At 48.5% G+C, this 24710-nt stretch carries 24 protein-coding genes; 10 read left to right on the forward strand and 14 right to left on the reverse strand.

From position 1 onward, the window contains the following. Nucleotides 1-32 precede the first annotated feature (32 nt). The 5 genes from KME11_04505 to KME11_04525 form a co-directional block, all read right to left on the reverse strand. Entirely contained in the window at nt 33-515 is a 483-nt protein-coding gene (locus KME11_04505; protein ID MBW4514465.1) for an NYN domain-containing protein, read from the reverse strand. 117 nt (nt 516-632) lie between these two features. Further along, nucleotides 633-1025, reverse strand: coding sequence for a response regulator (locus KME11_04510; protein MBW4514466.1), 393 nt, complete (start codon nt 1023-1025; stop codon nt 633-635). 6 nt (nt 1026-1031) lie between these two features. Next, a complete protein-coding gene (locus tag KME11_04515; GenBank protein MBW4514467.1) occupies nt 1032-1424 on the reverse strand; it encodes a response regulator in 393 nt (130 codons plus the stop codon). 12 nt (nt 1425-1436) lie between these two features. After that, nucleotides 1437-3443 carry a GAF domain-containing protein gene (locus KME11_04520; protein ID MBW4514468.1) on the reverse strand — a complete coding sequence of 669 codons (2007 nt, stop codon included), beginning with the start codon at nt 3441-3443 and terminating at the stop codon, nt 1437-1439. Between the two features lie 105 nt (nt 3444-3548). Next, a complete protein-coding gene (locus KME11_04525; protein MBW4514469.1) occupies nt 3549-5654 on the reverse strand; it encodes a PAS domain-containing protein in 2106 nt (701 codons plus the stop codon). Between the two features lie 317 nt (nt 5655-5971). Between KME11_04525 and KME11_04530 the strand changes: the two genes are divergently transcribed. The 4 genes from KME11_04530 (at nt 5972) to KME11_04545 (ending at nt 9287) form a co-directional block, all read left to right on the forward strand. Beyond that, nucleotides 5972-7483, forward strand: coding sequence for a UbiD family decarboxylase (locus KME11_04530; GenBank protein ID MBW4514470.1), 1512 nt, complete (start codon nt 5972-5974; stop codon nt 7481-7483). A gap of 332 nt (nt 7484-7815) precedes the next feature. Beyond that, entirely contained in the window at nt 7816-8301 is a 486-nt protein-coding gene (apcA, locus tag KME11_04535) for an allophycocyanin subunit alpha (protein MBW4514471.1), read from the forward strand. 91 nt (nt 8302-8392) lie between these two features. Then, nucleotides 8393-8878 (forward strand): allophycocyanin subunit beta, encoded by a 486-nt coding sequence (gene apcB, locus KME11_04540; GenBank protein MBW4514472.1) that lies wholly within the window; start codon nt 8393-8395, stop codon nt 8876-8878. A gap of 205 nt (nt 8879-9083) precedes the next feature. Further along, nucleotides 9084-9287, forward strand: a complete 204-nt coding sequence (locus KME11_04545; protein ID MBW4514473.1) for a phycobilisome linker polypeptide — start codon at nt 9084-9086, stop codon at nt 9285-9287. Nucleotides 9288-9387: 100 nt separating this feature from the next. Here the strand turns inward: KME11_04545 and cobO are convergent, their stop codons facing one another. Next, the gene (cobO, locus tag KME11_04550; GenBank protein ID MBW4514474.1) at nt 9388-10065 is read right to left on the reverse strand and encodes a cob(I)yrinic acid a,c-diamide adenosyltransferase; all 678 of its coding nucleotides are present in this window, start codon (nt 10063-10065) and stop codon (nt 9388-9390) included. Between the two features lie 412 nt (nt 10066-10477). On the opposite strand from cobO, the gene KME11_04555 reads away from it, so the two are divergent. After that, nucleotides 10478-10714, forward strand: a complete 237-nt coding sequence (locus KME11_04555) for a hypothetical protein (protein MBW4514475.1) — start codon at nt 10478-10480, stop codon at nt 10712-10714. Here the strand turns inward: KME11_04555 and KME11_04560 are convergent. From KME11_04560 to KME11_04575, 4 genes are all read right to left on the reverse strand, one after another. After that, nucleotides 10711-12828 carry a response regulator gene (locus KME11_04560; protein MBW4514476.1) on the reverse strand — a complete coding sequence of 706 codons (2118 nt, stop codon included), beginning with the start codon at nt 12826-12828 and terminating at the stop codon, nt 10711-10713. The two genes, KME11_04555 and KME11_04560, sit on opposite strands and share 4 nt — an antisense overlap. Nucleotides 12829-13470: 642 nt before the next feature. After that, a complete protein-coding gene (gene nadB / locus KME11_04565; GenBank protein ID MBW4514477.1) occupies nt 13471-15141 on the reverse strand; it encodes an L-aspartate oxidase in 1671 nt (556 codons plus the stop codon). Nucleotides 15142-15417: 276 nt separating this feature from the next. After that, complete coding sequence (psbU, locus tag KME11_04570) at nt 15418-15822, reverse strand: photosystem II complex extrinsic protein PsbU (protein ID MBW4514478.1); 405 nt, start codon at nt 15820-15822, stop codon at nt 15418-15420. 125 nt (nt 15823-15947) lie between these two features. Beyond that, entirely contained in the window at nt 15948-16154 is a 207-nt protein-coding gene (locus KME11_04575; GenBank protein MBW4514479.1) for an RNA-binding S4 domain-containing protein, read from the reverse strand. 74 nt (nt 16155-16228) lie between these two features. Between KME11_04575 and KME11_04580 the strand changes: the two genes are divergently transcribed. The 4 genes from KME11_04580 to KME11_04595 are packed head-to-tail and all read left to right on the forward strand — an operon-like array spanning nt 16229 to nt 19343. Then, nucleotides 16229-17005 (forward strand): proteasome-type protease, encoded by a 777-nt coding sequence (locus KME11_04580; protein MBW4514480.1) that lies wholly within the window; start codon nt 16229-16231, stop codon nt 17003-17005. Nucleotides 17006-17038: 33 nt separating this feature from the next. Next, nucleotides 17039-17620 carry a metal-dependent hydrolase gene (locus KME11_04585; protein ID MBW4514481.1) on the forward strand — a complete coding sequence of 194 codons (582 nt, stop codon included), beginning with the start codon at nt 17039-17041 and terminating at the stop codon, nt 17618-17620. Beyond that, nucleotides 17621-18910, forward strand: coding sequence for a bifunctional folylpolyglutamate synthase/dihydrofolate synthase (locus KME11_04590; protein ID MBW4514482.1), 1290 nt, complete (start codon nt 17621-17623; stop codon nt 18908-18910). It abuts the gene before it with no gap. Further along, nucleotides 18897-19343, forward strand: a complete 447-nt coding sequence (locus tag KME11_04595) for a DUF202 domain-containing protein (GenBank protein MBW4514483.1) — start codon at nt 18897-18899, stop codon at nt 19341-19343. The genes KME11_04590 and KME11_04595 overlap by 14 nt, the downstream gene beginning before the upstream one ends. Here KME11_04595 and glgX read toward each other — a convergent pair. From glgX to nagA, 3 genes are all read right to left on the reverse strand, one after another. Continuing rightward, nucleotides 19333-21459: a glycogen debranching protein GlgX gene (glgX, locus tag KME11_04600; GenBank protein MBW4514484.1), complete on the reverse strand. Its 2127-nt coding sequence runs from the start codon at nt 21457-21459 to the stop codon at nt 19333-19335. The genes KME11_04595 and glgX overlap by 11 nt on opposite strands. Before the next feature lie 179 nt (nt 21460-21638). Beyond that, nucleotides 21639-22322 carry a magnesium protoporphyrin IX methyltransferase gene (gene bchM / locus KME11_04605; GenBank protein ID MBW4514485.1) on the reverse strand — a complete coding sequence of 228 codons (684 nt, stop codon included), beginning with the start codon at nt 22320-22322 and terminating at the stop codon, nt 21639-21641. Nucleotides 22323-22404: 82 nt separating this feature from the next. After that, the gene (gene nagA, locus KME11_04610; GenBank protein ID MBW4514486.1) at nt 22405-23613 is read right to left on the reverse strand and encodes an N-acetylglucosamine-6-phosphate deacetylase; all 1209 of its coding nucleotides are present in this window, start codon (nt 23611-23613) and stop codon (nt 22405-22407) included. Nucleotides 23614-23627: 14 nt separating this feature from the next. Here nagA and purE point away from each other — a divergent pair, with 14 nt between their 5' ends. Further along, nucleotides 23628-24167 (forward strand): 5-(carboxyamino)imidazole ribonucleotide mutase, encoded by a 540-nt coding sequence (gene purE / locus KME11_04615; protein MBW4514487.1) that lies wholly within the window; start codon nt 23628-23630, stop codon nt 24165-24167. On the opposite strand, the gene KME11_04620 is transcribed toward purE, so the two are convergent. Further along, a complete protein-coding gene (locus KME11_04620) occupies nt 24164-24481 on the reverse strand; it encodes a hypothetical protein (GenBank protein MBW4514488.1) in 318 nt (105 codons plus the stop codon). The two genes, purE and KME11_04620, sit on opposite strands and share 4 nt — an antisense overlap. Between the last annotated feature and the right edge of the window lie 229 nt (nt 24482-24710).

The raw sequence follows: 24710 nt of genomic DNA on the forward strand, positions 1-24710 counted from the left end.
TCTTCTAAAGGTAGAATATTGGGCTGTGGCGGCTAGGGCTGGTGATTAAAAGTTTGACCCGTTGAAAGATTAGTGACATGCAGAGATTCTGGTTGCCTACGGACTGTATAAGCGCTTAATCCGTGCATCCGAAGCGTATTGCAGAGATGAGCAAGATCGCTATCTGAGGAACAAACCAGTACTTCTTTCACGTTGGGATAAGGGACAAATAGCGAGGAGCCGATCGCCGTCATTTTCATGTCTGCACTATTTTTTCCGGCAGGTACATGAATCATCTGATACCCGCGATCGTTCAATTCTGCATCTTGTTGGCAGCTGATGGTTCGCCAATTGGCAAAAGCAATTTTGATCTGGAGGGGATGCTTGCAGCAGGTTTGAAGAAATCTTTCTTCATTTAGATCTAACTTAATATTTTCGAGATCGAGCAGTAGAATCGCGATCGCCTGTCTCTGGCTTTGTCCTACATTCCAATCATCTGGGGCGATCGAAGGTTGAATGACTCTTAGAATCGACACGTTTAGGACAACCTCATGAGGATGTTGTCCTTATGAATTCCCTATTCAAGTCTCAAACTAACTTTTCAAAAAGGCAGCCCTATTCAGTTCCCTTTAACGTTAGGGCTGGATCGGCACTTATTTTGCAGTTAGAAGATGCTTCAATTGGTGAGCCAAAACTTCTAGTCCGGCATCTTTGGCAAAATAGCTATCTGCATCCGGGCAAATTTCCTTGCCGCTGACGGCTAACTCGTTAGCACTCATATAGGCTGTAACTAGAACAATGAGAGGGGGTTGTGGCAGGATTTTTCTCAGGCGAGCCACAACCTCCATGCCATCTGCGTATGTTTCATGGCGGGCTGTTGGAAGAGAGAGGTCAATTAGCAAAGCATCATATTGATCTAGCATCTCGGCTTGCCACAGGAATGTGGCGATCGATTGATAAACGACCACCGAAAAATCCTGTCGGAGAAAGCGCTTTACCGTCAAACACCAGTGCGGGTCATCGTCTAAGATAGCTAGCTTGTACATCTTGACTCAATTTCTCCTCTGCTTAAGCTGGGACATGATCTCTAAAAAAGCCTCATAGTCTGTAATAGGCTTGAGATAGCAATAGTCGGCTTTAGATTGGATCAACAGTGTCTTCTGCTCAGTAGGCAGACAGTAAGCAGTAACCACAATGATGGGGAGTTCGTGACACCAAGCCTTTAGATGGCATGAGAGCATAGCACCATCAACTTTTTGCCCTTTCCATGAAACTCCAGGCAAGTTGATATCCATAATCACCAGGTCTACAGTTTCGGCTTCGCAACGACGAAAAATTTCGGCAGGGTCGCAGGTAATCGTTACTTGATGCCCGCCCAGGCGTTCCAGCAGTCTAGCCGTTCCGACTGCCAGCAGATGATCATCTTCAACCAACAAGACTTGCAAAGGCTTGACCTCTTAGGTAGGTGGATGAAGCGGCAGGGTAAACGAAACCGTGGTTCCTTGTCCAACGCCCAAACTTTCGAGCCAAATTTGCCCGCCCATAAGTTCTACTAGCTTACGGCAAATCGCTAGCCCCAGTCCTGCTCCTTTGTAATCGCGTTGGGGAGATCCATCTGCCTGAATGAACGGTTCAAACAGATGTTCGGCAGTCGTCATGTCAATGCCAATGCCAGAATCAATCACCGAGATTTCTGCCATGGTGCCCGTACTGTCCTCCCTCACTCGCATAATCACTTCTCCCCGTGGAGTGAATTTGAAGGCGTTGCTAAGCAGATTGGTCATGACCTGATGGACTTTGATTCTGTCGGCAAATACAGTGTCAACCTGGCAGTCGAGGGTAAGGGGCGTTCGCGTTGAACGACTTTCGGCATCGACTAAAAAGCACTGTTCTTGTAGGAGCTTAGGCAGGTGCAAGACTTCTAGATCCAGAATGACGTGGCGAGATTCAATTTTGGCAATGTCGAGCACATCGTTAATGATGGTGACTAGATTACGGGTAGATTGATAGGCTCCTTCAATGTATTGGCGCAACTCTGTTTCGTCTTCGTAGAGCCGATCTTTGAGCAGCTTCAGATAGTTTAGCGTTGAGGCTAAGGGCGTTCGTAGTTCGTGGCTGGTCATTGCCAAAAAGTTAGTTTTCAGGCGGTTAACTTCTTCGGCGGCGGCTTGAGCTTGGGTCAACTGCTGGTTGTGCATTTCTAGCACCAGGCGCTGCTGCTGTTCTCGTTGGTGCAGCCAGTTTTGCATGATGGCGATCGACAGGTGCAGGTTAAGCGACTGAATGAGTTCCATTTCTTCCAGGCTCCAGGGCAACGCCTGATCTCGTTTCAGAGCTTGCCATTGCCCCATTGACTGCCGGGGGCGCTGCTGGCGATCGTCCGTTGTTTCATAGCCCAGCCAGAGGGTAGCTGTGTCAATCTGATCTCGAAACAAAGTGAGGCAGCCCAAGAACTCATTACCATAGGACAAGGGTTGAATGACCAATCCCCTAATTTCAGTGCTTTGGAAGACTTCCAACAGCGGGTGAAGTTGTGGCTCTTGCTGAAGATTGACGACTACACGCACTGGCTGATCTGAGGAGACGGTTTCACTAGGGCTTAACTCCTCCAAAGCTGGCTCTCTAGCCTTGGTGGCTTGCCAAAGCGGATGAGACTCTAGTTCTGAAGTTTGATCCTCAGTAGTAGAGAGCTGGGTGCCGTAGGTGTAGAGATGCGTAGGCAGTGACCCATCAGGCGAAGTGAGATAAAGTCTGCCCCCAGAGCTTCCAGAAGTCTTAACGGCTTGTTCTAGAACAGTTTGAAGAATCTGTTCGGGGCTACGCGCTGCATGGAGCAGAGCCGCAATCTGATTGACGATCGCCTCTCGTTGGGAGCGTTCTTGTGCTTGACTGAGTAAACTCGCCTGGGCAATCGCCAGGGAAACCTGATCTGCCAACAACTGCACCACCTGTAGATCTTCTTCAGCAACCTCTCTGGGTTCGGCATGGTGGGAAATTAGCAGCCCCCAAAGGTCTTGCTGGTACAGAATGGGGACGACCAGCGACGACTGCACACCCATCTCGGTCAAATATTCCACATGACAGGGATCAACTGGGCGGCTGAGGGTTTCTTCGAGGGGGTTTTGCAGAACCGCTTCAACGCTCAAGTCTTGAATAGAAGTTGATTTCGGGGCAGGAATTGAGTTGAGCCAGATGCGCTGCTGCGATACATCAATGATGGTGCGCGTCCGAGCTTTGACAAATAAGGCTCTTGCCTGAGGTGGGATGTCATCGGCTGGATAGTGCAACCCCAGCAGCGAAGGCAAGCGGTCTTTGGCGCTCGATTCTGCCGCCACATGACCATGACCATCTGAGTCAAAACGATAGATTTTAACGCGATCGGTTTGTAAAAAAGCCCGTAGCTCAATGACCGTGGCATCCAAAATTTCTTGCAGATCCAAAGACTGCCGAATCCGGTTCGCCATGCGGCTGAGTAGCGCCTCTTTGCTGTGGTTGAGCGGATGCAGATCTTGAGCAGACCCAAACTCATAATTACTGGTCACGGTAGACTTTCCTGGGGGTTTTCAATTCTAACGATTTGCTAGAGCGTGGCGATCGACCAATTGAGTAATGGCATTAATCAGGGCAAAAGGATCAATCGGTTTGGTAAAGTGCCGTTGAAACCCAGCGTCTAGCGCTTGCTGTTTGTCGGCTTCGCTGGCATATGCCGTGAGGGCGATCGTGACAAAGAGATTAAGAGGCATGGCTTTAATCTCCCGCATCATCGCATAGCCATCCATATCCGGCATCCCAATATCACTGACCAAAATATCCGGTTGAACGCGCTGAAGGCTTTGTAGCGCTTCACTAGCAGAAGAAACTGCTACCACTTCGGCTCCGGCTTGCTGCACCGCAAAAGTAACTAGATGCTGCGAATCTGGATCATCATCAACCACCAAAATTCGCAGACCTTCTAGCGGGAGGAAATTGGGATGAGGAGCCTTGGAATCTGGAATACAGGTTTTCTGGCAAAGGATTTTGTGGAGAGGAATTGTTACCTTAAAAGTTGCGCCTTGTCCTTCTCCAGCACTCTCGGCAACTACTGCGCCTCCATGCAGTTCCACAATCTGCCGCACGATCGCCAGCCCCAGCCCCAACCCCCCAAACTGACGAGTTGTAGAGCCATCTTGTTGACGAAAGTACTCAAAAATATAGGGCAAAAAATCAGTATGAATACCTTTACCCGTGTCGTGAACTTGAAGTTGCACGTTCTCTTCCACCTGGCTGACTTGGATCTGAATCTTGCCTCCGATCGGTGTAAATTTAACTGCATTCGAGACTAAGTTCCACACAACTTGCTGGAGCCGAGTCACATCGCCCATGACAAAGTAACAACCGAGGGGCGCGTCAATTTGCAAATTTAACTCTTTGGTTTCAGCAGCCAGCCGAATGGTTTCCACCGCCGAAACAACCGCTGCACTTAAATCAATCGGTACAGGTCGTAAGCTTAGTTTGCCTTGCAAAATTCGGGAGATATCCAACAAGTCATCAATAAGCTGCGCCTGGAGTTGGGCATTGCGCTCAATTGTTTCCAAAGCGGCATCTGTTCGTCCTGGATTGAGCTTGCCGCGGCGCAATATTTTTGACCAGCCCAAGATTGGGTTCAGGGGCGTACGGATTTCGTGGGACAGCACGGCTAGAAACTCATCTTTAAGACGGTTGGCACGTTCGGCTTCAACGCGAGCCGCTTGCTCTCGGCTGAGAATCTGAACGCGCTCGGCTTCCAGGTTATTGCGCTCCGTCACATCTTCAGCTACGCCTGCTAATCGGTAGGGCTGTCCTGCCTCGTCTCGTACCAAAAACCCGCGATCGCGCACCCATCGAATTGACCCATCTGGACGTATCACCCGATATTCCTCCTCACAACTGCCCTGGGCAAGACATCGCGCTGGAGCCGTCCTCACCCGTTGGCGATCGTCCACATGGACAGATTCAATCCAAAGGTCGAAGTTACGATGCAGGTCGGTGCAGGAACGTCCCCAAATTGTCTCGAAAGCCGGACTAACATAGAGCAGTTGAGACGCGTGCAGATCAACTAACCAGAAGACGCTAGAAATCGTTTCTGCCAATTGCCGCAACTGCCTTTCGCTTTCCTGCAAAGCCGCTTGAGCTTGCCGCCGTTCGCTTTCTTGAAGGGTGAGCAGCCTACGTTGCTCTAGCACCTTCTGCGTGGTTTCTAGCACCGTGACCAAAATGCCGCCCACGGTTTTACCTTCGTAGATCGGGCTATAGCATAGCGTGAAGTAACATTCCTCTACGTGCCCATCGCGCTTGATTGGGTAGAGTTGATCCTCTAGATAAGTGACCTTTTCCTCAGTCAGAACTGCCTGATAAATGGGTTCGTTGATCTGCCAAATTTCTGACCAGCACTCTTGGGTCGGTTGCCCCATTGACTGAGGATGCTTTCCTCCTAAAATCACTCGATACCCATCGTTATAAATTTGAGTCAGACTGGTTCCCCACAAAATGACCATTGGAAAGCGAGAGGGCAAGCATAACAGCACGGCTGTCAACAAACTAGGCGACCAAGTTTCGATCGCGCCGATCGCCGTTGTTTCCCAGTCAAACGATCGCAGGAGTGTTCCCACTTCTCCGGCACTGGCTAGAACGTTTTCTGGAATTGTAGACCTTGCCACTCTGTGCTCCTTTATTGGCGATCGGCGGGGAAGTACTGCTCTAGTAAACCTGTCCGTCTGTCATCTCACCTAGCACCATCTTAATATTCCAAGCACGTTACCACAGGGTATAAAACAGGTTCATGTCTCAAAGGATAGAGAAATGTTTGAGCCTGATTGAGCTAGATAAAAATCTCCTGACTTCGTTAGACAGGGGGTTAGATACGAGAAATTGCGGCATAGCTTACTGAATCTAAGTCTCAAACTAACTTTTCACCCAGACAAGAATTCTCTCTATCGCCCCCATAATGTAAACAGACGCTTTACATTCTTTGGCTATGACAAGAGACTTGCAGGGATTCCTTAAACAACTAGAACAGCGGGGGCAACTTCGGCGGATTTCGGCGCTGGTCGATTCTGATTTAGAAATTGCCGAGATTGCCGATCGCATGTTGCAGCAGGCAGGCCCCGCACTGTTATTTGAAAACGTTAAAAACTCTCCCTTTCCTGTTGCTATTAACGTCATGGGAACAGTCGAACGAATCTGTTGGGCAATGGGAATGGAACGCCCAGAGGAACTAGAAGAGCTAGGCAAAAAACTGGCGACGATTTACCAGTTGCGGCCTCCCAAGAACTTTTCCCAAACCGTGAATCTGGGCAAGGTGCTGCTGGATGTGGTTAAGGCAAAGCCTAGTCGAGACTTCTTTCCGGCTTGTCAGCAGGTGGTGCTGAAGGGGGATGAAGTCGATTTAACCCAAATTCCCATGCTGCGCGTCTATCCTGGCGATGCGGGGCGGGTACTCACGTTGGGGCTAATGATTACCAAAGACTGCGAAACCCAAATTCCTAACGTTGGAGTGTACCGTTTGCAGGTGCAGTCAAAAAATACGATGACGGTGCAGTGGCTGTCGATCCGAGGTGCAACTCGGCATTTGCGGAAGGCGGCAGAGCGGGGGAAAAACCTGGAAGTGGCAGTGGCGATCGGGGTGCATCCTTTGGTAGTGCTAGCGGCTGCAACGCCGTTACCGATTGATATGTCGGAGTGGCTCTTTGCTGGACTTTATGGCGGGTCTGGATTGCCACTGGCTAAATGTAAAACGGTGGATTTAGAAGTTCCGGCTGAGTCGGAGTTTGTGTTAGAAGGAACGATCATGCCGGGAGAAGTGGCGATCGATGGTCCAGCGGGCGACCACATGGGGTTTTATGGTGGTGTGAATGAGAAAGCGCCTCTGATCCGCTTCAACTGCCTCACCCATCGCAAAAATCCGATTTACATGACGGCGTTTAGTGGTCGTCCGCCCAAAGAAGACGCAATGATGGCGATCGCCCTCAACCGGATCTACACGCCCATTCTGCGCCAACAAGTCCCCGAAATCATCGACTTCTTTCTACCTATGGAGGCACTCAGCTACAAGGCTGCGATCATTTCCATTGATAAAACCTATCCTGGACAAGCGAAACGGGCAGCACTGGCATTTTGGAGCGCTTTACCGCAATTCAGCTACACCAAGTTTGTAATTGTGGTCGATAAATCTATTAACGTCCGCGATCCGAGGCAAGTTATCTGGTCGATCGCCTCTAAGGTCGATCCGCAGCGGGATGTGTTCATTTTGCCCAACAATCCTTTCGACTCCTTAGACTTTGCCACCGAGCAGCGAGGGCTAGGCGGACGAATGGGCATGGATGCCACCACAAAGGTTTATCCCGAAACCGATCGCCCCTTCCCCGCTATCCTCGAATCCGATCCAGAAGTAGCAGCAATGGTCGATCGCCGCTGGGCAGAATATGGGCTAGGGAATTTAGGCACTGAAGAAGTAGATCCTAACTTATTCGGCTATAACATTCGTTAAGGATTGTCTTCTCGTATCGCAGCGGCGTATGGAGATAGCGTTACAGATCTAAGAAAGTATTACAAAATATTGCACACTCCTAAGAAGGGGAACGCCATGCCGGAAAATTACTGCATAGAGACTGAAGAATGAACTTCTTAAGCATCCTTGAATCGCGTTCGCTTTATCAGTATGCTCAAGTAAAGGTTGTTAAAAGTTCGCAGAGAAGAAGAATTTCTTCTTTAAGAAATCTGCGTTCAGAAGCCGCCTTGCAGTTCAAGACTCAATCGTTCATTCGTGAACGCTAGTTTAAACAAACTCGGTTACATCTTGCTTTTCGGAGGAATCCCTTAATGAGTATTATCACGAAGTCCATCGTGAACGCCGATGCTGAGGCTCGCTACCTAAGCCCCGGTGAACTAGACCAAATCAAAAGCTTTGTCACTTCTGGCGAACGCCGTGTACGGATTGCGCAAGTTTTGACCGAATCCCGTGAGCGGATCGTCAAGCAAGCAGGCGACCAACTGTTCCAAAAGCGCCCTGACGTTGTTTCCCCCGGTGGCAACGCTTACGGCGAAGAAATGACTGCAACTTGCCTTCGTGACTTGGACTACTATCTGCGCCTTGTGACCTACGGAGTGGTTTCAGGTGATGTGACCTCCATCGAAGAAATCGGCATCGTCGGCGTTCGTGAGATGTACAAGTCTCTCGGCACCCCCATCGACGCAGTCGCTTCGGGTGTTGCGGCAATGAAAAACGTAGCCGTTGGAATGATGTCGGGTGAGGATGCTGCTGAGGCAGGTGCTTACTTCGATTACGTCATCGGTGCTATGCAGTAGTAAAAGGTTGAACTGGGTAAATCATCCACTGTTCAAATCTTTTAACATTTTTAGCCTGATCGACATTCATTTAATTTAAGGAAGCAAAATCATGCAAGACGCAATTACCTCTGTCATCAACTCCGCAGACGTTCAGGGCAAGTACCTGGATATGTCTGCTCTAGAAAAGCTAAAAGGCTACTTCTCTAGCGGCGAACTTCGCGTTCGTGCCGCAACATCCATCAGCGCTAATGCTGCTGCGATCGTCAAAGAAGCTGTAGCTAAGTCATTGTTGTACTCAGATGTCACCCGTCCCGGTGGCAATATGTACACCACCCGTCGCTATGCAGCCTGCATTCGTGACCTCGACTACTACCTCCGCTACTCGACCTATGCCATGTTGGCTGGCGACCCTTCCATCTTGGATGAGCGCGTTTTGAACGGCTTGAAAGAAACCTACAACTCTCTAGGTGTACCTGTTTCTTCCACCGTCCAAGCTATCCAAGCGATGAAAGAAGTCACCGCTAGCTTAGTCGGTGCTGATGCTGGTAAAGAAATGGGCGTGTACTTCGACTACATCTGCTCTGGCTTGAGCTAAATGTGAGTAAATTGTCAATTCGGCAATTTTAAACTCAATATTTTTGGAGGTCTGGGAAGTTTGGGGTGAGTGTTAGGTGGTCAACGGCGGTTCATGAGAGCTAGCTGTGACGGTCTAAGATTGATCTCAAACTCCCAGCCTTGCTGTATTAGGCGCAAAAAACTAGGCGCAAAAATTTTTAGCCTACACAGGAGCGATATACAAAATGCGGATGTTCAAAATTACAGCCTGTGTTCCCAGCCAGAGTCGGATTCGTACTCAGCGGGAACTACAGAATACCTTTTTTACCAAGTTGGTTCCTTACGACAACTGGTTCAAAGAGCAGCAGCGCATCATGAAGATGGGCGGCAAAATTGTCAAGGTGGAATTGGCAACTGGAAAACCTGGAGCGAATGCAGGTTTAAGCTAGTTAGCTTTGACAGACTTCTTGTTGGGCATGGAGTGTGGGGTTGATGGGCGATTGCTCTTAACTTAACATTCTGTGCCCAGCATTTTGCTTACAATGCGCCTCAAAACTCAATTCCTGCTTGTGCCTTAACTCCCTGCTCTCGGAAGGGATGCTTCACTAGCGTCATTTCTGTCACTAGATCAGCCCGTTCAATTAACGCTGCGGGTGCGCCTCGTCCGGTCAGAATCACATGAGACTCATCAGGTTTCTGCTCTAGCCCTGCCAAGATTTCTTCAACCTGCAAATATCCTAGCTTCAGGGCAATATTTACTTCATCAAGTAGAACTAACTTAAACTCAGGGTTCTTAATAAAGCTCAGTGCCTTCTGCCAAGCTTCTTGTGCCTTTTGAATGTCGCGATCGCGATCCTGGGTTTCCCAGGTGAAGCCTTCGCCCATTGCATGAAATTCCAGGAGAGGAGTTTCTCCAGTTGTCCAAGGCTCGAACACGGTTTTTTCGGCTGGCTCCCAGGCTCCTTTAATAAACTGGACGATCGCCACCTGATAGCCATGACCCAGCGATCGCAACACCATACCCAACGCCGCCGTGGTTTTACCTTTGCCAGTCCCAGTATTGACGATAATTAAACCTTTTTGATGCGATCGCTCTGCTAAGCGCTGCTCTTGTACCTCTTTCCGTCGTTGCATCTTTCGTTGATACTGCTCAGTCGAAAGGGCTGATGATGTAGCTTCTTCGTTCAAGATAATGGCTTCTTGGTCGTTTGAAAGGGTCGGATCCATAGGACAGGGCTGAGGTTTTAAAGGCAGTATCCAGCATATCAGGGGCTAGGTGCTCTAAACGAGGAGTGATTCTACTAGAGCCAGACCTTTTAGTAGAGTCGTCCGTACCCTGAAATCGGTTAAAGAGCTAATAAAAATTTCAAATATCCTGCTTTTTACTTCTGAGAAAGATGAACTAGCGCAAGGAAACTTGAAGTTTCCTTGGTAATTGTTATGAAATATGAATGTACTCAGAAAAACTACTGAACTTAACGAAACCAGTTGTTAATTTTTATGAAGCAAGGTGGGATTAGTATGGTATATCTACTATTGTCAGGGAAAAAGTACTGATTCTCTAGGTGTAAAAGTGTTCTCCGTGGAGCGAAAGACTTTGATCTGAGTGTCTACTGCCGTACATTAGTGGGTTATCTACATGAATCTTGTTTTCAGTCCTGGTTTCAACCCTATCGTGTGCGTGATTGGCGGGATGCACTTGATCCTTTCTGTCCAACTGTTAGCATTCTCAATACCGCCAGCCATGACTTTTTCTAATCAGATGGGGGTTAGTAAAGCTAATTCAGTGAATTCTGTGCTTCAGGCTCAAGGCGATAGTCCGGACATGAGTGGTCGAGAGGGAGTACCTCCTAGCGCTGGTTCTGGAAGTCGTTAGCTGAGGGGAAGATAGACTGTGAAAGTTGTCCAGCTTTGTTGACTAAGCACTTGAATCTCTCCACCAATATGAGTCACTATTCGTTTGACAAGCGCTAGTCCTAATCCCGTTCCTCCATGTTTCCAGGGGTCGGCGTTAGGAATACGGTAAAATTTGTCAAAGATGCGAGTTTGCTCACTAGGAAGAATTTTTACACCTGAGTTGCTAATCCGAATCGCAAAAACTGCTGGAGTCGGCTGAAAATTTCTAGGATTGTGTGGCGGAAACTGGGCTTTGTGCTCTTGAGCCCTTGGTTCCGAAAGGCGAGGGACTTCTGTAGATTCAATGCCAGCAGAAACTTTGATAGTTTCGTGGGCAGGAGTGTACTTAAACGCATTAGTCAGAAGTTCGCTCAGGATACGCCCTAGGCTGGCTAAATCTGAAACGACAGGAGATAAGTCAACCGGAATATCAACGACAAGCTGCTGTTGCTGCTTTTGCCGTTGGGCTGCAAAAGGTTCAAGGAGATGGGGAATCCAATCCTGGAGCTTGATGGGTGTTCGGTGAACGGGTTCCATTTGGGCATCTAGGCGAGAGAGATCGAGCATGTTGTTAATGAGGCTAATTTCTCGATCGCATTCACTTTGCAAAATCTGTAGATATCGTTTGATGGGTTCGCCGTCAGGTTCTAGTAATCCCGCTCCATTCAGCCGAATTTCGAGAAGTTGGCTCGCCATTTTAATGCTGCAAATGGGAGTGCGGAGTTCGTGGGAAACTGCGTTGAGAAAATTGTCTTTGACCTGGTTAAGGCTTTCGAGTTCGGTGACTTGCTGCTGGACGGCGGTATAAAGGCGAGCTTGACGAATGGCGATCGCACATTGGTTTGCAACTTGTTGCACTAATCGGACTTCGGCAGCTACAAATCCATCTTTCCCCACTCGATAAAGCCAGATATCGCCAATGACGCTGGGTTTACCAATGATGGGGCAAGCCAGGGTTGTAGAGCCTTCTGAGCGAGGTCTTAGGGTTCTTTCTGTTGATTTAATCCAGCAAAACTGTATCGCTTTCCCTGATAAGAGCCGTGAGTAAATTGCCTCTTCATCTTCCATGTAAACGACTTTGCCCTGGGCAGAGGGCACACCTACCTGAACAGATTCGTAGGCGATCGTAGAAGTGGCGAGACTAAGATCATACAGTCCTGTGTCGCAGGAGGTGGTGTTTAGCTCGGTGGTGAGTTCTTCGACAGCAGTTTGCAAAATTTGGCTTTCATCAAGACTATCTCGAACCTTCTCAGTAATCCGCTTTAGAAGTGCTTCAAAATCAAGTGCCTGCTGAAGTTGTGCTGTCCGTTCCTGAACCTGTTGCTCTAGATGTGCTTCTACCAGTCTTAAATCGTGAATGCCTGGAAATATCGTCATGCTGCCCGTTGCTGCCCCACTGATCGCTTGAAGGGTATCAGTATCATTTCTAATGAATTGTTCAGTTCCCTGCTTAGCAGAGGATAGGCATTGTTCTGGTAGCGTTACCCGTCGTGGGTTGGGGGGTAAGGGGGTAGGAGTTTCTGGGGTTTCACTGTTTTCCGCATTCACTAAATCTAAACCAGAATGAGGAGCGGGTGCTGCTGCTTCCCACGGCTGAGATCCGGTGGTTGAGACTTCGGTATCTGGATTCATAAACTCAATGGGGCTGGGGCGATCGCTAGCTTGAGTCGATAACTGATACTCGATCGCCGCCAAGCGCTTTTCAAACTGATTACGCAGCAGGGCAATTTCGATGGTGGTATGTAAATCGGTTTGATTAAAAGGCTTGATCAAATATCTCGTTGTTGTGGGAGTTCCCTGGGGATGTCTAGAAGAGATCGCTCGCTTTAAAGTGCGGCTGTTGGCATGTGCCGTGAGATAAATAATAGGAATTTTCAACAAACTCCGAATTTGCTCCGCAATAGAAATACCATCAACCCTACCTTTTGATTGAATATCCATCAAAACCAGGTCTGGTTGAGTTTCTCCAGCCGCCCGAATGGCTTCCGACCCCGAAGGCACTTGGGCAACAAGAGTGTGCCCAAAACCTTCTAAAGATTCTTGAATACTCCAGGTAGCAACACGCTCATCTTCGACTACTAAAATTTTAGCCATTGAGACTTTGCACTACCTCTTAGAGGACGACTCTACCCAAAACTCTTGAAACTTCACAATTCTTTAAGGCTAACTCGCGATCCTATCTCTACAGTCCAAGCGATCGGACGTTCGCCAAAACTCTGAATCCTTTGTTGATGCAATAAATGGGTTGACAAGGAGAGGGTTGAACCTACGTCGTCATGACAGCAGCGATCACTCATCACGCTTGGAATGTGATCTATGCCACTCAGTTCCTAACGACTTTGACTTTTAGCTTAGCAAACAAGATTTGTAAATGCTGCCCTAACTGTACCGCCCTCCCTCTAACTTGAAAAGAGGAAACTATAAGAACTGCGCTTAATTGGAAGGTCTTCTTGAAATCTTTACAATTTCTCTCCCTCCTCAGATCTGAGAAATAGATCCGTGGATTGTGTTGCTGTTACGTTTTTCGGCGCTGCTGAATTGCGATATGAAAATCATGTTCCCCTGCCCTCGCAGGGCAGGGGCTAGGGGTTAGGTTTCTACAACGCAGCGAGACAGACCTCTCCCTAAATCCCTCTCCTAAAGGAAAGGGACTTTGAAGGATTCATATTTTGATTCAGCAATGCCGGAAAGGGGCTTTGAAGGAATTCATATTTTCATTCAGCAATGCCCATTTTTCTATACCTGCGATTTCTGCCAAACGTTCCCGACGATGAGGGTATGGACTTGCCAGTCGAAATTGTCTGTATGGGGGTAATCGGTGCGATAGTGTCCGCCTCGGCTTTCGGTGCGAAATAGGGCACTTTTTAGAATTAAGTAAGATAGGTCGAGCAAATTTCGGGTTTCGCTCCAGATTCTGAGGTCGGAGACTTGGGAGGCTGTGAGTGAGAACGACCCTTGCGGTATCTGCGCAGCAGCGCACTCAGGGGGATGATCGATATAGGCGATCGCTGTTTCGCTAGTTGCCACGAATTCTTCTTGCCAGGTCTTAACTTGGGCGATCGCCTGTTCCAGGGTTTGCTGATCCCGACAAATACCAGCGCTTTGCCACATAAGCCGAGCAAGCAAGGGTCGCCATTCTTGAATGTGGGGCGTTAACGAGAGGTTTAAGGGAGGAAGGTCTTGGACTTCAGAAATGGGATAGGCGATCGGATCTTCTCGCAGAGTAATGTTGGCAAGCTGTGCGCCGAAGACAAGACATTCGAGCAGAGAATTGCTGGCAAGGCGATTTGCGCCATGGACTCCAGTGCTAGCAGACTCGCCAACCGTGTACAACCCGTGGATCGAAGTGCGGCTTTGGGTATCCGTAAGGATGCCGCCCATCCAATAGTGAGCAGCCGGAGCAACAGGAATAGGCTGCTTAAAGAGGTCAATGCCCCACCGCTGGCACACTTGAATAATATTGGGAAAGCGATGGCGAATGATGTCTTCGGGAATGGGTTTGAGATCGAGCCAGACATGGGCAGACCCGCCAGTATTTTGTTTAAGATGGCTGAAGATGGCGCGGCTGACAACATCTCTAGGGGCAAGTTCTCCAGCAGGATGATAATCGAAAGCAAAGCGATGCCCCCGATCATCAACTAAGTGTGCACCTTCACCCCGGACGGCTTCGCTAATTAGGAACCGGGGCGCGCCAGGGTAGGTTAATGCGGTGGGATGGAACTGGACAAATTCTAAATCGCGGAGTTCTGCGCCTGCGCGCCACGCCATGGCTACGCCGTCGCCAGTACTGATACTAGGATTGGTGGTTTGGGCAAATACTTGTCCGCCTCCACCCGAGGCTAGGACGATCGCCCTTGCCTGGAGCCAGCACAGTTGGTCTTTGTACAATAGGCAGACTCCTCGACAGGTTTGATCAGCCATCCATAAATTCAGGACAAACGCCTGGGAAAGCACCTGAATGTTGTCGCGGTTTAGCACCTGCGCCGCTAAGGTGGAAACCATGGCTCGTCCGGTTGCATCGGCAGCATGAAGAACACGACGGCGAGAATGGGCAGCTTCTAGGGTCAGTGCCAGGTTGTCCCCCTGACGATCGAACGCCACTCCCATTTCTACCAGCGATCGTACACATTCAGGCGCTTTTTCGACTAAAAGCTGTACGGCGGCGGGGTTGCATAGTCCGGCTCCAGCTTTTAACGTATCTTCAACGTGCAACTGGAGAGAATCTTCTGGGGCGATCGCCGCTGCAATACCTCCCTGTGCCCAATCGCTTGCTGATATGGAAAGAGAATCTTTAGTGATGAGCCCAACTCGCAGCGTTTTAGGTAAGCAGAGGGCAGTATATAGCCCTGCGGCTCCCCCTCCTACAATGAGGACATCGAAGGCATTGGGCAAGGTTAGATGGGGCACAGAAGTGAAACAAAGTAAGGGTTATTTAAAACACAATAACGAAAAAAGACCGAAGACTAAGTTTTGAGTCTCAGCCGTCAGTCTTTAAAAATTGTCGTTACTGAATGAAAGTATGAATCTGCTCAAAGCCCCTTTCCTTCAGGAGAGGGGTTGGGGGAGAGGTTTATCTAGCTGCGTTGCTAACTCAACCTAACCCCTAGCCCCTTCCCTAAGAGGGCAGGGGAACTGGATTTTCATATGCAATTCAGCAATGCTTAAAAAATTAGCCTCATTCATCTAACGATAAATGCCGTTGTTAAAGCGATCGCCCCCTTCCACCAGAGCAGAATCGGGGGAAGAGAGGGTAAATTTATCAAGGTTCGCCTTCAAAATTTCTGCCTGACGCTCCGTCAAATCGGGCATCTCGAAGATTTCATCAACACTTTCAAAAGGTGCATTGCTCAAAATCATCCGAGCTAGCGTGGGGTACAGTCCAGGGAACTGCGCAAATGCCCGCACGTTAGTGTTATTTAGATCAATTTTTTTGCCAAAATCAGTTGCCAGCTTATCGTCCATGCTGTTGCGAAATTCTGCAACGAGCGGTGAGTGGGCTGCTTCAGCCTGTTGCGGAAAGCTGAAGATGCCCAGGCAACTAATCAGCATTAGCCCCAAAGCCATTATCGTCCCTACCAAGCGTTTCATTCTTGAAATTCCTCCCAGTTTCAATGCGTCGGAAATCATATTAAGTCCAAAATAAACACAGCTTTATAAGGTAGAGATTATCACTTTTTAGGGCAGCTTTTAGGACAGACTAGCGTAGGCACCAATTATTCCGCCTCTTCGACCACATAGTTTTCGCCAAATGTGGTGATGCGATCGCCCAGCACCAGTTTTCGCCCCCGCCGTACCTCAACCGCTCCATTGACCTTGACATCGCCATTTTGAATCAGCATTTTTGCCTCGCCCCCCGTTTGTACCACACACATCAGTTTCAAAAACTGATCTAACTTAATTGTTTCCTCGCTCTTGTCCATCTCTACCATCCCCGCTATAAAATCCAGAAGAGTGTTCTCTAAGCCATTCTCATATTAATATCTCACCCTCCTCTATGACCTATTGCCTCGGCATTCTCACCTGCTACGGGCTAGTCCTTGCCACCGACTCTCGCACCAACGCAGGTGTAGACCACATCTCAACCTACCAAAAGCTATTTGACTTCTCCAACCCCGGAGAACGCGTCATTATGCTTTGTACAGCAGGCAACCTCTCAATTACCCAAGCTGTGATGAATGCCCTTCAGCAAGATCTAAACGCGTCTCAAGAAGAAACCATCCATACTTTGCCCACGCTTTATGATGTTGCCCGTTACATTGGCGGCAAAGTTCGTCGGCTTCAAGAGCAAGAGCGCCCTTGGCTCGCCAAAGATAATATTGACTTTAAATGCACGCTGTTATTAGGTGGGCAAATTCGGGGGGATGCTCCGGGGCTGTTTATGATTTATAGTCAGGGCAATTTTATTCAAGCCATGCCCGAAACGCCGTTCTTGCAAATTGGTGAAACCAAATATGGGAAACCTATTTTAGATCGTGCCCTCACCTATGAAACCTCTCTAGAAGAAGCAGCAAAATGTGCGTTGCTATCTATTGACTCAACCATGAAATCCAACATTTCGGTCGGACCTCCCATCAATCTGGCAATGTATGAAGCCGATAGTTTTTTTATTCGCCATCAGTTGCGCTTGCCGTTGGGCGATCCTTATTTGGCAAAAATTCGGCACTTGTGGGAGTGTTCTTTGAGGCAGGCGTTTGAGCAAATGCCGAATGTAGAATGGGATGACTATGATCATCATGCAGAGACTAACCACGAGGATGTGTTGCTGGATTAAGCTAATTTTCTGAATTCCCCCAAGTTAAACCCGATGCAAACCCCGTCTCATTTTTTAATGACCGCCACTTTAGAAAAAGCCTTACCCAAAGTTGCCATCGTTAAACGCGCTTTTCTTTGGGGGGCGATCGCGCCAGATTTGGCGTTATGGGGGCTATCTATTGGGGGCATGATTTACTATCATTTCATGCTGGGATGGAGTACAAAACAGGCATTTGCCCTCATGTTCGATCAGTTGTATTTCCATCATCCGCTTTGGATCGTTTCTCACAATTTGCTTCATGCGCCAATCTTGTTGCTGTTAGGGTTAGGGTGGGCTTGGCAAAGCTCTCGCCGAGGAGAGGAGAATAAGCTTTCTCTGTGGTTTTTGTGGTTCTTTTTAGCGTGCTTACTGCATTCTGTCATTGATGTTTTGACTCATGTTGATGATGGTTCGCTCATTTTCTTTCCGTTTGATTGGACGACGCGATTTCAGAGCGTTGTTAGCTATTATGATCATCGGTATTATGGGAGAGAATTTAGTGTGTTTGAGCGATCGCTTAATCTCTTCTTCTTGCTCTATCTGCTCTATTCTCCCGTTTATCAATATCTCCGTAAACTAGTTCAAAAACTCTAAATGCCGTTCTCTTCTGATGCTCAACCTAGCGCGATTCTCAACCGCTTTACTCACTTTGGGGTAGAGCTAGGCTTGGAGCGAATTGAACGCTTGTTAAATGATTTATGTAATCCGCAGCGGCAAGTCCCCATCATTCATGTGGCAGGCAGTAATGGCAAAGGGTCTACCTGTGCATTTCTCTCGGCGGTGCTGACTGCCGCAGGCTATCGGGTTGGGCGTTATACGTCTCCCCATTTGGTGAGTTGGTGTGAGCGCATTAGCCTGAATGGTCAAGATATTTCACCTGCTGAACTGCATCATCTTTTGTTAAAGGTTGTTGCTGCTATTGATCTGGATTATTCATCGCCGACGCAGTTTGAGATTATTACCGCAGTGGCGTGGCTATATTTTGCGCAGCAGCAAGTGGATGTTGCTGTCGTTGAGGTGGGGCTAGGAGGACGGCTGGATGCGACAAATGTGTGCGATCGCCCTCTCGTTAGCATCATCACATCTCTCAGCCGCGAGCATTGGCAACGGTTGGGTGATACCTTGGCAAAGATTAGCTACGAGAAAGCGGGCATTCTCAAACCTCGTTGTCCGGCTGTCATTGCGCCGCAGCCTGCCGAGGCTGAAGCCGTTCTTCAAGCAAGGTTATCTGAGTTGAATTGTCCGGTCACTTGGGTTGATCCAGAAGCATCTCGCCGCTATTCATTATCTTTGCCCGGCGAGCATCAACTGATTAATGCAGCGTTGGCGATCGCTACGTTTCACATTCTGCAACAACAGGGTTGGAAAATTACCGAAGATCATATTGTACAAGGGCTGGCGACTGCTCAGTGGCAAGGGCGGTTACAGTGGATGCAGTGGCGGCATCATAATCTATTAATCGATGGAGCGCATAACCCTGCCGGAGCAAAGATGCTACGTCGTTATATTGATAGTTTGTCCCTTGATAACCAGAATGTTAATCAGGATGTTAATCAGGTGACGCGATCGATTCATTGGGTAATGGGAATGATCGCTAATAAAGATCATGGGGAGGTGTTCCAAGAATTGTTGAGAGCAGGCGATCGCCTCTATCTCGTGCCCGTGCCAGAGCATTTGCCTACGGATATGGATGCGCTGGCACAGGTGGCTCAAACCGCTTGTCCAAGCTTGGTGCATTGTGGCGTTTATGCAGATGTCATTGAAGGGTTAGAAGCAGCATTTGAGGCTGACTTAACTGAACAAAATTCGACAACGGTGTTGTGTGGGTCACTTTACCTGATTGGGCATTTCTTTTCTATGATTCAACCTGATGAAAAATCCTAAGATCGATCGCCAACGAGAGCATCAAGCTAATGAGCGAACTTTTTTGGCATGGCTTCGCACCTCCATTGCTTTAATTGGCTTTGGGTTTGCGATCGCTCGTTTTGGTTTGTTTGTTCAGCAACTTCAAGCCACGCTCATGCAACAGCAAGTTTCAATTGATCCCCTCTTTAACTCTAAAAATTTGGGTGTGACGTTAGTCGTCTTTGGTGTTTTAGTAATTGCTTTAGCCGCGTGGCAGTATAACCGCGTTTTCTGGCAAATTGAACGGAGTGACTATCGTCCTAGCCGATGGTTAGTGGCAGTCATGACGGCGGTTGTAATTGCCATAGGGTTGCTCAGTTTGCCTTTACTTTTATGGCGCAACGATCAGGTATGGCGCAACGAGCGGGGGCAATCGCCCACCCCTACGCCGCGTTCCTCGCCTATCCGCTAAACTCAACCTTTTGCAACACCAAACTCATCCGCTTTGTCATGACTAAAGATTCACCTTCTTTATATCGATAGCCCTGTCCGACAAACTCTGGTTTGGTAGTATCTACAATCGTGCTCCATTCCCATTGTTGCAGCATCTTAGGCAGCGTAAACTCGATCGCCTCATAGTGTGCATTAAAAACAATTAAAAAATCATCGTCCACAACCCGTTCGCCCTTAGAACCCGGAGTCGGAATTTCTTGTCCATTAAGAAAAATGGCGATCGCCTTGGCTAACCCATCATTCCATTGCTTATCGGTCATTTCGCCGCCATTGGGGTTAAACCAAGCAATATCTCTCACATCCGAACCGTGAATGGCTCGACCTTGGAACCACTTGCGCCGCCGAAAAATAGGATGCTGAAGCCGAAAGTTAATCAGTTTTTGGGAAAATTCTAGCAGAGCATGATCTTGCAAATCCCAATTAACCCAAGAAATTTCATTGTCTTGGCAGTAAGGGTTGTTGTTGCCTCCTTGCGATCGCCCCATTTCATCACCCGCTAACAACATAGGCACACCCTGAGACAGCATAAGTGTCACTAAGAAATTTCGCTGTTGCTGCTGCCGTAATTGCAGAATCTCAAGTTTGTCTGTTTCGCCTTCTACACCGCAGTTCCAAGATCGGTTATGGCTGTCTCCATCTCGGCCATTCTCGCCGTTCGCTTGGTTGTGTTTTTCGTTGTAACTTACTAAGTCACGCAGCGTAAATCCGTCATGAGCGGTAACAAAGTTAATGCTGGCATGGGGTCGTCTACCATTGGTTTGATACAAGTCAGAACTGCCTGTAAATCGATAGGCAAACTCTGCCAAAGTGCGGTTTTCACCTCGCCAAAAGTCGCGCACCGTATCTCTGTATTTGCCATTCCATTCTGACCACAGCAGCGGAAATTCACCCACTTGGTATCCTCCTTCACCCACATCCCAGGGTTCGGCAATGAGTTTGACGTTAGCGAGGACTGGATCTTGATGGATAATGTCGAAAAATGCAGCAAGGCGATCGACCGCGTAAAGCTCCCGCGCCAATGCCGAGGCTAGATCGAACCGGAAGCCATCAACGTGCATTTCTAAAACCCAATAGCGCAAGCTGTCCATAATCAGCTTTAGCACTTGGGGATGACGAACATTCAGCGAATTACCGCAGCCTGTAAAGTCCATGTAATACTGAGGTTCATCTTCGACTAAGCGATAGTAAGAAGCGTTATCAATACCGCGCAAAGACAAGGTGGGGCCCATGTGATTGCCTTCCCCTGTGTGGTTATAAACCACATCTAAAATCACCTCAATGCCTTCGCGATGGAAGGTCTTTACCATTTCCTTAAACTCTACAACCTGTTCTCCATTCACGTTCCCTGCGCTGTACCCAGAATAGGGTGCAAAGTAGTTAATGGAATCGTATCCCCAGTAGTTCCTCAACCCTTTCCCTTCTAAGTGTCCGGGATGAGCTAAAAACTGGTGAATGGGCATTAGCTCGATCGCCGTAATGCCTAACGAATGTAGATGTTGAATCACGGCGGGGTGGGTGAGTCCGGCGTAGGTGCCCTGGAGATGGGGCGGAACTTCTGGATGGAGTTTGGTGAGTCCTCGCACATGGGCTTCGTAAATCACAGTTTTGTGCCAGGGAGTTTGGAGCAGCTTGTCGCCCTGCCAATCAAAAGATTCATCAATCACGACACCTTTAGGGATCAGATGGGCGCTGTCTAAAGTAGAGTAAGACAGATCTTCTTCTTCATTGCCCCAGCAATAGCCAAAAATTTCTCTCCCAAAGTTAATCTCGCCATCGATCGCCTTAGCGTAAGGATCAATCAAAAGTTTATTTACGTTGAAGCGATGCCCTTCTTCAGGCGCATTAGGGCCGTCTACCCGGAAACCGTAGCGCTGTCCTGGAGAAATGCCCGGTACATAGCCATGCCAAACAAAGTTAGTAACTTCGGTGAGGGGCAAACGGGTTTCACGATTTTCTGCATCAAAGAGGCACAGATCTACGCCCGTTGCGTTTTCTGAGAAGAGGGCAAAGTTTGTGCCTTGACCGTCCCAGACTGCGCCTAAGGAATAAGGCGTACCAGACCAAATTGAGTACATATGCTTAGCTTTTGGGGTAAGTGAGGGCAATTTCTGGAGGAAAAAGCGATGTCCTTCATTTTACTTAACAAACTGCTAAACAAGGTCAGAATCTTCACAAGTTTTTTGGAAGCTAGCTCAGAACGTGAAACCTTGAGACGCGGATTGGTTGCTTCAACAGGCTGCTTTAGTGGATTTCTTTAGCGAGTTGCTTCTAATAGCTGTGAAAAATAAAATGGCGCTTTGTTCAAAGCTCGCCGATCGATTTTCCAGCCCGCATTGTCTAAAATTTTGATAATATCAGCTTCTCGGTGGAGGTAAGCCCTTGTGGCTTTGCTAGCCCCTGGAAAAAAGCTGCCAATTTTTTTGAGAACGCTATAGGCGGCAGTTTTAGGCGCAAAGCTGAGGAGGAGGCGCGATTCTGCTAGGCTGCTCAGATGGTTGACCATGCGAGTTGCTTCGTCTTGGGGATAGTGGATCAGCACGTCGAGACAGACAACAGTGTGGTAGCGACCGCTCAGGGCTTCCAGGTCACTGACTGCAAAAGAGAGTCGATCGCATACATCTAGGGCGATCGCCCGTTCTTTGCCTTCCTCTACCATTTTTTCGGAAATATCACTGGCATAAACTTTTGCGCCTGCTTCAGCCAGAGGAATACTGAGACTCCCGACTCCACAGCCCGCATCACAGACGGTTAAATCTGCCAAATTACCATCCGCTTGCAGCCAACTCAGAACGGTATCGACCGTGAGTTGATGCCCTTTGCGAATGTTTCGTTGGACGATGTTAACGTCACCATCGCCATAAATTCGTCGCCAGCGATCGAAGCCAGTGGCATTGAAATAGTCTTTAACAATTGTTTTGTCGTCGGTGGTCGCAGTCATGGCGAAGGGCTTTTGTATTGAATCAACGTGTCTCATCCTATTATGATTTTCCGCTGGTTGTTGCAGTTTTGCAGTTTCATTTTTAGAGGCGTTGCCACGTTAGATCGTTAAATTCAGAGCATGACCAGTGTAAAAGATTTGCAGGTTGCCCCACCAGAGAGGACGGTAGCCCGATCGCCAGCCGAGGCGCAGCAGTTGCCAGGGCGATCGCTTCTCCCACGCCTACAATGCTCCACCGCGCTAAGTTCTGGACTCCTACTAACAAGGGCAAGGTTGTTCCCGCCAACGTTCCATCTGCTAAGCGCGCTGTTCCTTGCTGCACCTCAATTTGCCGACTATCCCACGGATAAATTCCATTGGGTAGACCCAACGGCGATAAGGCATCACTGACTAAAAAAATACCGTTGCCCCGACTGGCTCTTAATAAAATATCTAGCATTAGTGGTGCAACATGCTCTCCATCGGCAATCAACCCACACATCACTTGAGGATGGGCGATCGCCGCGCCCAGCAATCCTGGCTGCCGATGATGCAGCCCTGGCATCGCATTGAAGGCATGAGTCACCAGAGTTGCACCTTGCTCAAATGCCTGTTGTGCCTGAGCCGCAGTCGCTTGAGAATGCCCTAAACTCACACTTATTCCTAATGAGGTGAGATAAGGGATCACTTCGCCTGTCTGATCCAATTCAGGAGCAAGCGTCATCATTTTGACCGTTGTGGCATGATTGCCCAAAACTCGCTTTACTTCAGCGATCGTTAAGGGCAAAAGATACTCTGTTGGGTGCGCACCTCGCTTTTGAGGATTGAGAAACGGACCCTCCAAATGAACGCCCAAAATTTTTGCGCCCGTTTTTTGCTGCGTCATGAAATGGGTAATTGTTGAGAGCGATCGCCCCACATTTTCTACCGCAGTCGTGACCAGCGTCGGCAAAAATCCATCGACTCCCTGATTCCACAAAAACTCACAAATCTCTTGCAGTTTCTCTTGATCTTTCTCTGTCAAATCAGGAAACGCCAACCCCAAGGCACCATTAATCTGCAAATCAATCCCGCCCATTGAAACCCAATCTCCCGCCAAATCCCAAACTTGTAAAGATTGCTGAGCCGTAGGTTTTGAGAGATCTGCAACGGAACGCATCATCGTATCCATCATCGTATCCATCGGAACAACCTGTTGCACTATTCCAGTCCGATCGACCGAAATTCGTTGTAGTCCGCTGCTACCATAGACCCGCCCGTTGATAAGATCAACCGGAACCCCAATTTTTGCTAATCCAGTGCTCTCTTTCATCATTTTAAAATACTATGTCTTCTCCTAATACCCTGTCTTCTCCTCTCATTGGCATTATTATGGGCAGCGATTCTGACCTGCCGACGATGCAAGCCGCGATCGCCATTTGTGAATTGTTTGAGATTGCCCATGAAGTGGCGATCGTGTCTGCCCATCGCACCCCAGAACGCATGGTTGAGTATGCGCAACAAGCGCATCTTCGAGGACTCAAGGTGATCATTGCTGGAGCAGGCGGCGCAGCGCATTTGCCTGGAATGGTTGCGGCTTTAACACCACTACCTGTGATTGGAGTTCCGGTTGCCAGCCGTCATCTTCAAGGCATTGATTCGCTGTATTCCATTGTGCAAATGCCTGCTGGCATTCCCGTTGCAACAGTGGCGATCGGCAATGCCCAAAATGCAGGATTGTTGGCGATACAAATATTGGCTAGCTCTCAGCCTAAACTATTAGAGCAGGTGCTGCAATACCGCCAAAGCCTGAAGGATGCTGTCATAAAAAAACAGACTCAGCTAGATGAAGTCGGTTATCGGGGTTATTTGGAAGGGATGGGCTAGATGCGTTTGCGAGGTTTGCGGGCAAAAGGGTTACGCATTTTGCCTTCTTCTGAAGGCAATAGGGGCAAACGGAGGCGCTTGAAAACGCTAGGGGTAGGTTCATTGACGGAGTCTTTGACGGGATCTTTGCCTTCTACGGGTGGAATTGGCTCGAAGTTCCAGTAGGCAACAATGAGCCATGTCGCTGCACCTGCGGCTGCACCAAAAAGCACGCTAAGTATGGGTTGAATGCCCAACACTACTAGAATGATGAGGCACAATAGCCACATCATTAATCCTGTGGAAAAGCCTTTCTCAGAGTCGTATTTGTACATAATTTGTACATAGTTTGTACATAGTTTAAAAGGTTGAACTGACGAACCATTGTAGTTGTAGTGGGGCGATCGCAGCTTTTTAGACTAAGCTCCTTTCCTTCAGGAGAGGGGTTGGGGGAGAAGTCTCTCTGGCTGCGTAGCCGAATTGACCTAACTCCTAACCTCTTCCCTCGTTTCCTGCCTGCCCGTAGTTTTAGCTGTAGTAGCTAAAGGCTAGAAGCAAAATATA

It is taken from the genome of Timaviella obliquedivisa GSE-PSE-MK23-08B (assembly GCA_019358855.1).
Taxonomy (GTDB): domain Bacteria; phylum Cyanobacteriota; class Cyanobacteriia; order Elainellales; family Elainellaceae; genus Timaviella; species Timaviella obliquedivisa.

Bases quoted from the DNA above. Each gene is read 5' to 3' on its own strand.
- KME11_04510 (MBW4514466.1), bottom strand. From the start codon at position 1,025: ATGTACAAGCTAGCTATCTTAGACGATGACCCGCACTGGTGTTTGACG.
- KME11_04520 (MBW4514468.1), bottom strand. From the start codon at position 3,443: ATGGCGAACCGGATTCGGCAGTCTTTGGATCTGCAAGAAATTTTGGAT.
- KME11_04530 (MBW4514470.1), top strand. From the start codon at position 5,972: ATGACAAGAGACTTGCAGGGATTCCTTAAACAACTAGAACAGCGGGGG.
- apcA (MBW4514471.1), top strand. From the start codon at position 7,816: ATGAGTATTATCACGAAGTCCATCGTGAACGCCGATGCTGAGGCTCGC.
- apcB (MBW4514472.1), top strand. From the start codon at position 8,393: ATGCAAGACGCAATTACCTCTGTCATCAACTCCGCAGACGTTCAGGGC.
- KME11_04545 (MBW4514473.1), top strand. From the start codon at position 9,084: ATGCGGATGTTCAAAATTACAGCCTGTGTTCCCAGCCAGAGTCGGATT.
- cobO (MBW4514474.1), bottom strand. From the start codon at position 10,065: ATGGATCCGACCCTTTCAAACGACCAAGAAGCCATTATCTTGAACGAA.
- KME11_04555 (MBW4514475.1), top strand. From the start codon at position 10,478: ATGAATCTTGTTTTCAGTCCTGGTTTCAACCCTATCGTGTGCGTGATT.
- KME11_04560 (MBW4514476.1), bottom strand. From the start codon at position 12,828: ATGGCTAAAATTTTAGTAGTCGAAGATGAGCGTGTTGCTACCTGGAGT.
- psbU (MBW4514478.1), bottom strand. From the start codon at position 15,822: ATGAAACGCTTGGTAGGGACGATAATGGCTTTGGGGCTAATGCTGATT.
- KME11_04575 (MBW4514479.1), bottom strand. From the start codon at position 16,154: ATGGACAAGAGCGAGGAAACAATTAAGTTAGATCAGTTTTTGAAACTG.
- KME11_04580 (MBW4514480.1), top strand. From the start codon at position 16,229: ATGACCTATTGCCTCGGCATTCTCACCTGCTACGGGCTAGTCCTTGCC.
- KME11_04585 (MBW4514481.1), top strand. From the start codon at position 17,039: ATGCAAACCCCGTCTCATTTTTTAATGACCGCCACTTTAGAAAAAGCC.
- KME11_04590 (MBW4514482.1), top strand. From the start codon at position 17,621: ATGCCGTTCTCTTCTGATGCTCAACCTAGCGCGATTCTCAACCGCTTT.
- KME11_04595 (MBW4514483.1), top strand. From the start codon at position 18,897: ATGAAAAATCCTAAGATCGATCGCCAACGAGAGCATCAAGCTAATGAG.
- glgX (MBW4514484.1), bottom strand. From the start codon at position 21,459: ATGTACTCAATTTGGTCTGGTACGCCTTATTCCTTAGGCGCAGTCTGG.
- bchM (MBW4514485.1), bottom strand. From the start codon at position 22,322: ATGACTGCGACCACCGACGACAAAACAATTGTTAAAGACTATTTCAAT.
- nagA (MBW4514486.1), bottom strand. From the start codon at position 23,613: ATGAAAGAGAGCACTGGATTAGCAAAAATTGGGGTTCCGGTTGATCTT.
- purE (MBW4514487.1), top strand. From the start codon at position 23,628: ATGTCTTCTCCTAATACCCTGTCTTCTCCTCTCATTGGCATTATTATG.
- KME11_04620 (MBW4514488.1), bottom strand. From the start codon at position 24,481: ATGTACAAATACGACTCTGAGAAAGGCTTTTCCACAGGATTAATGATG.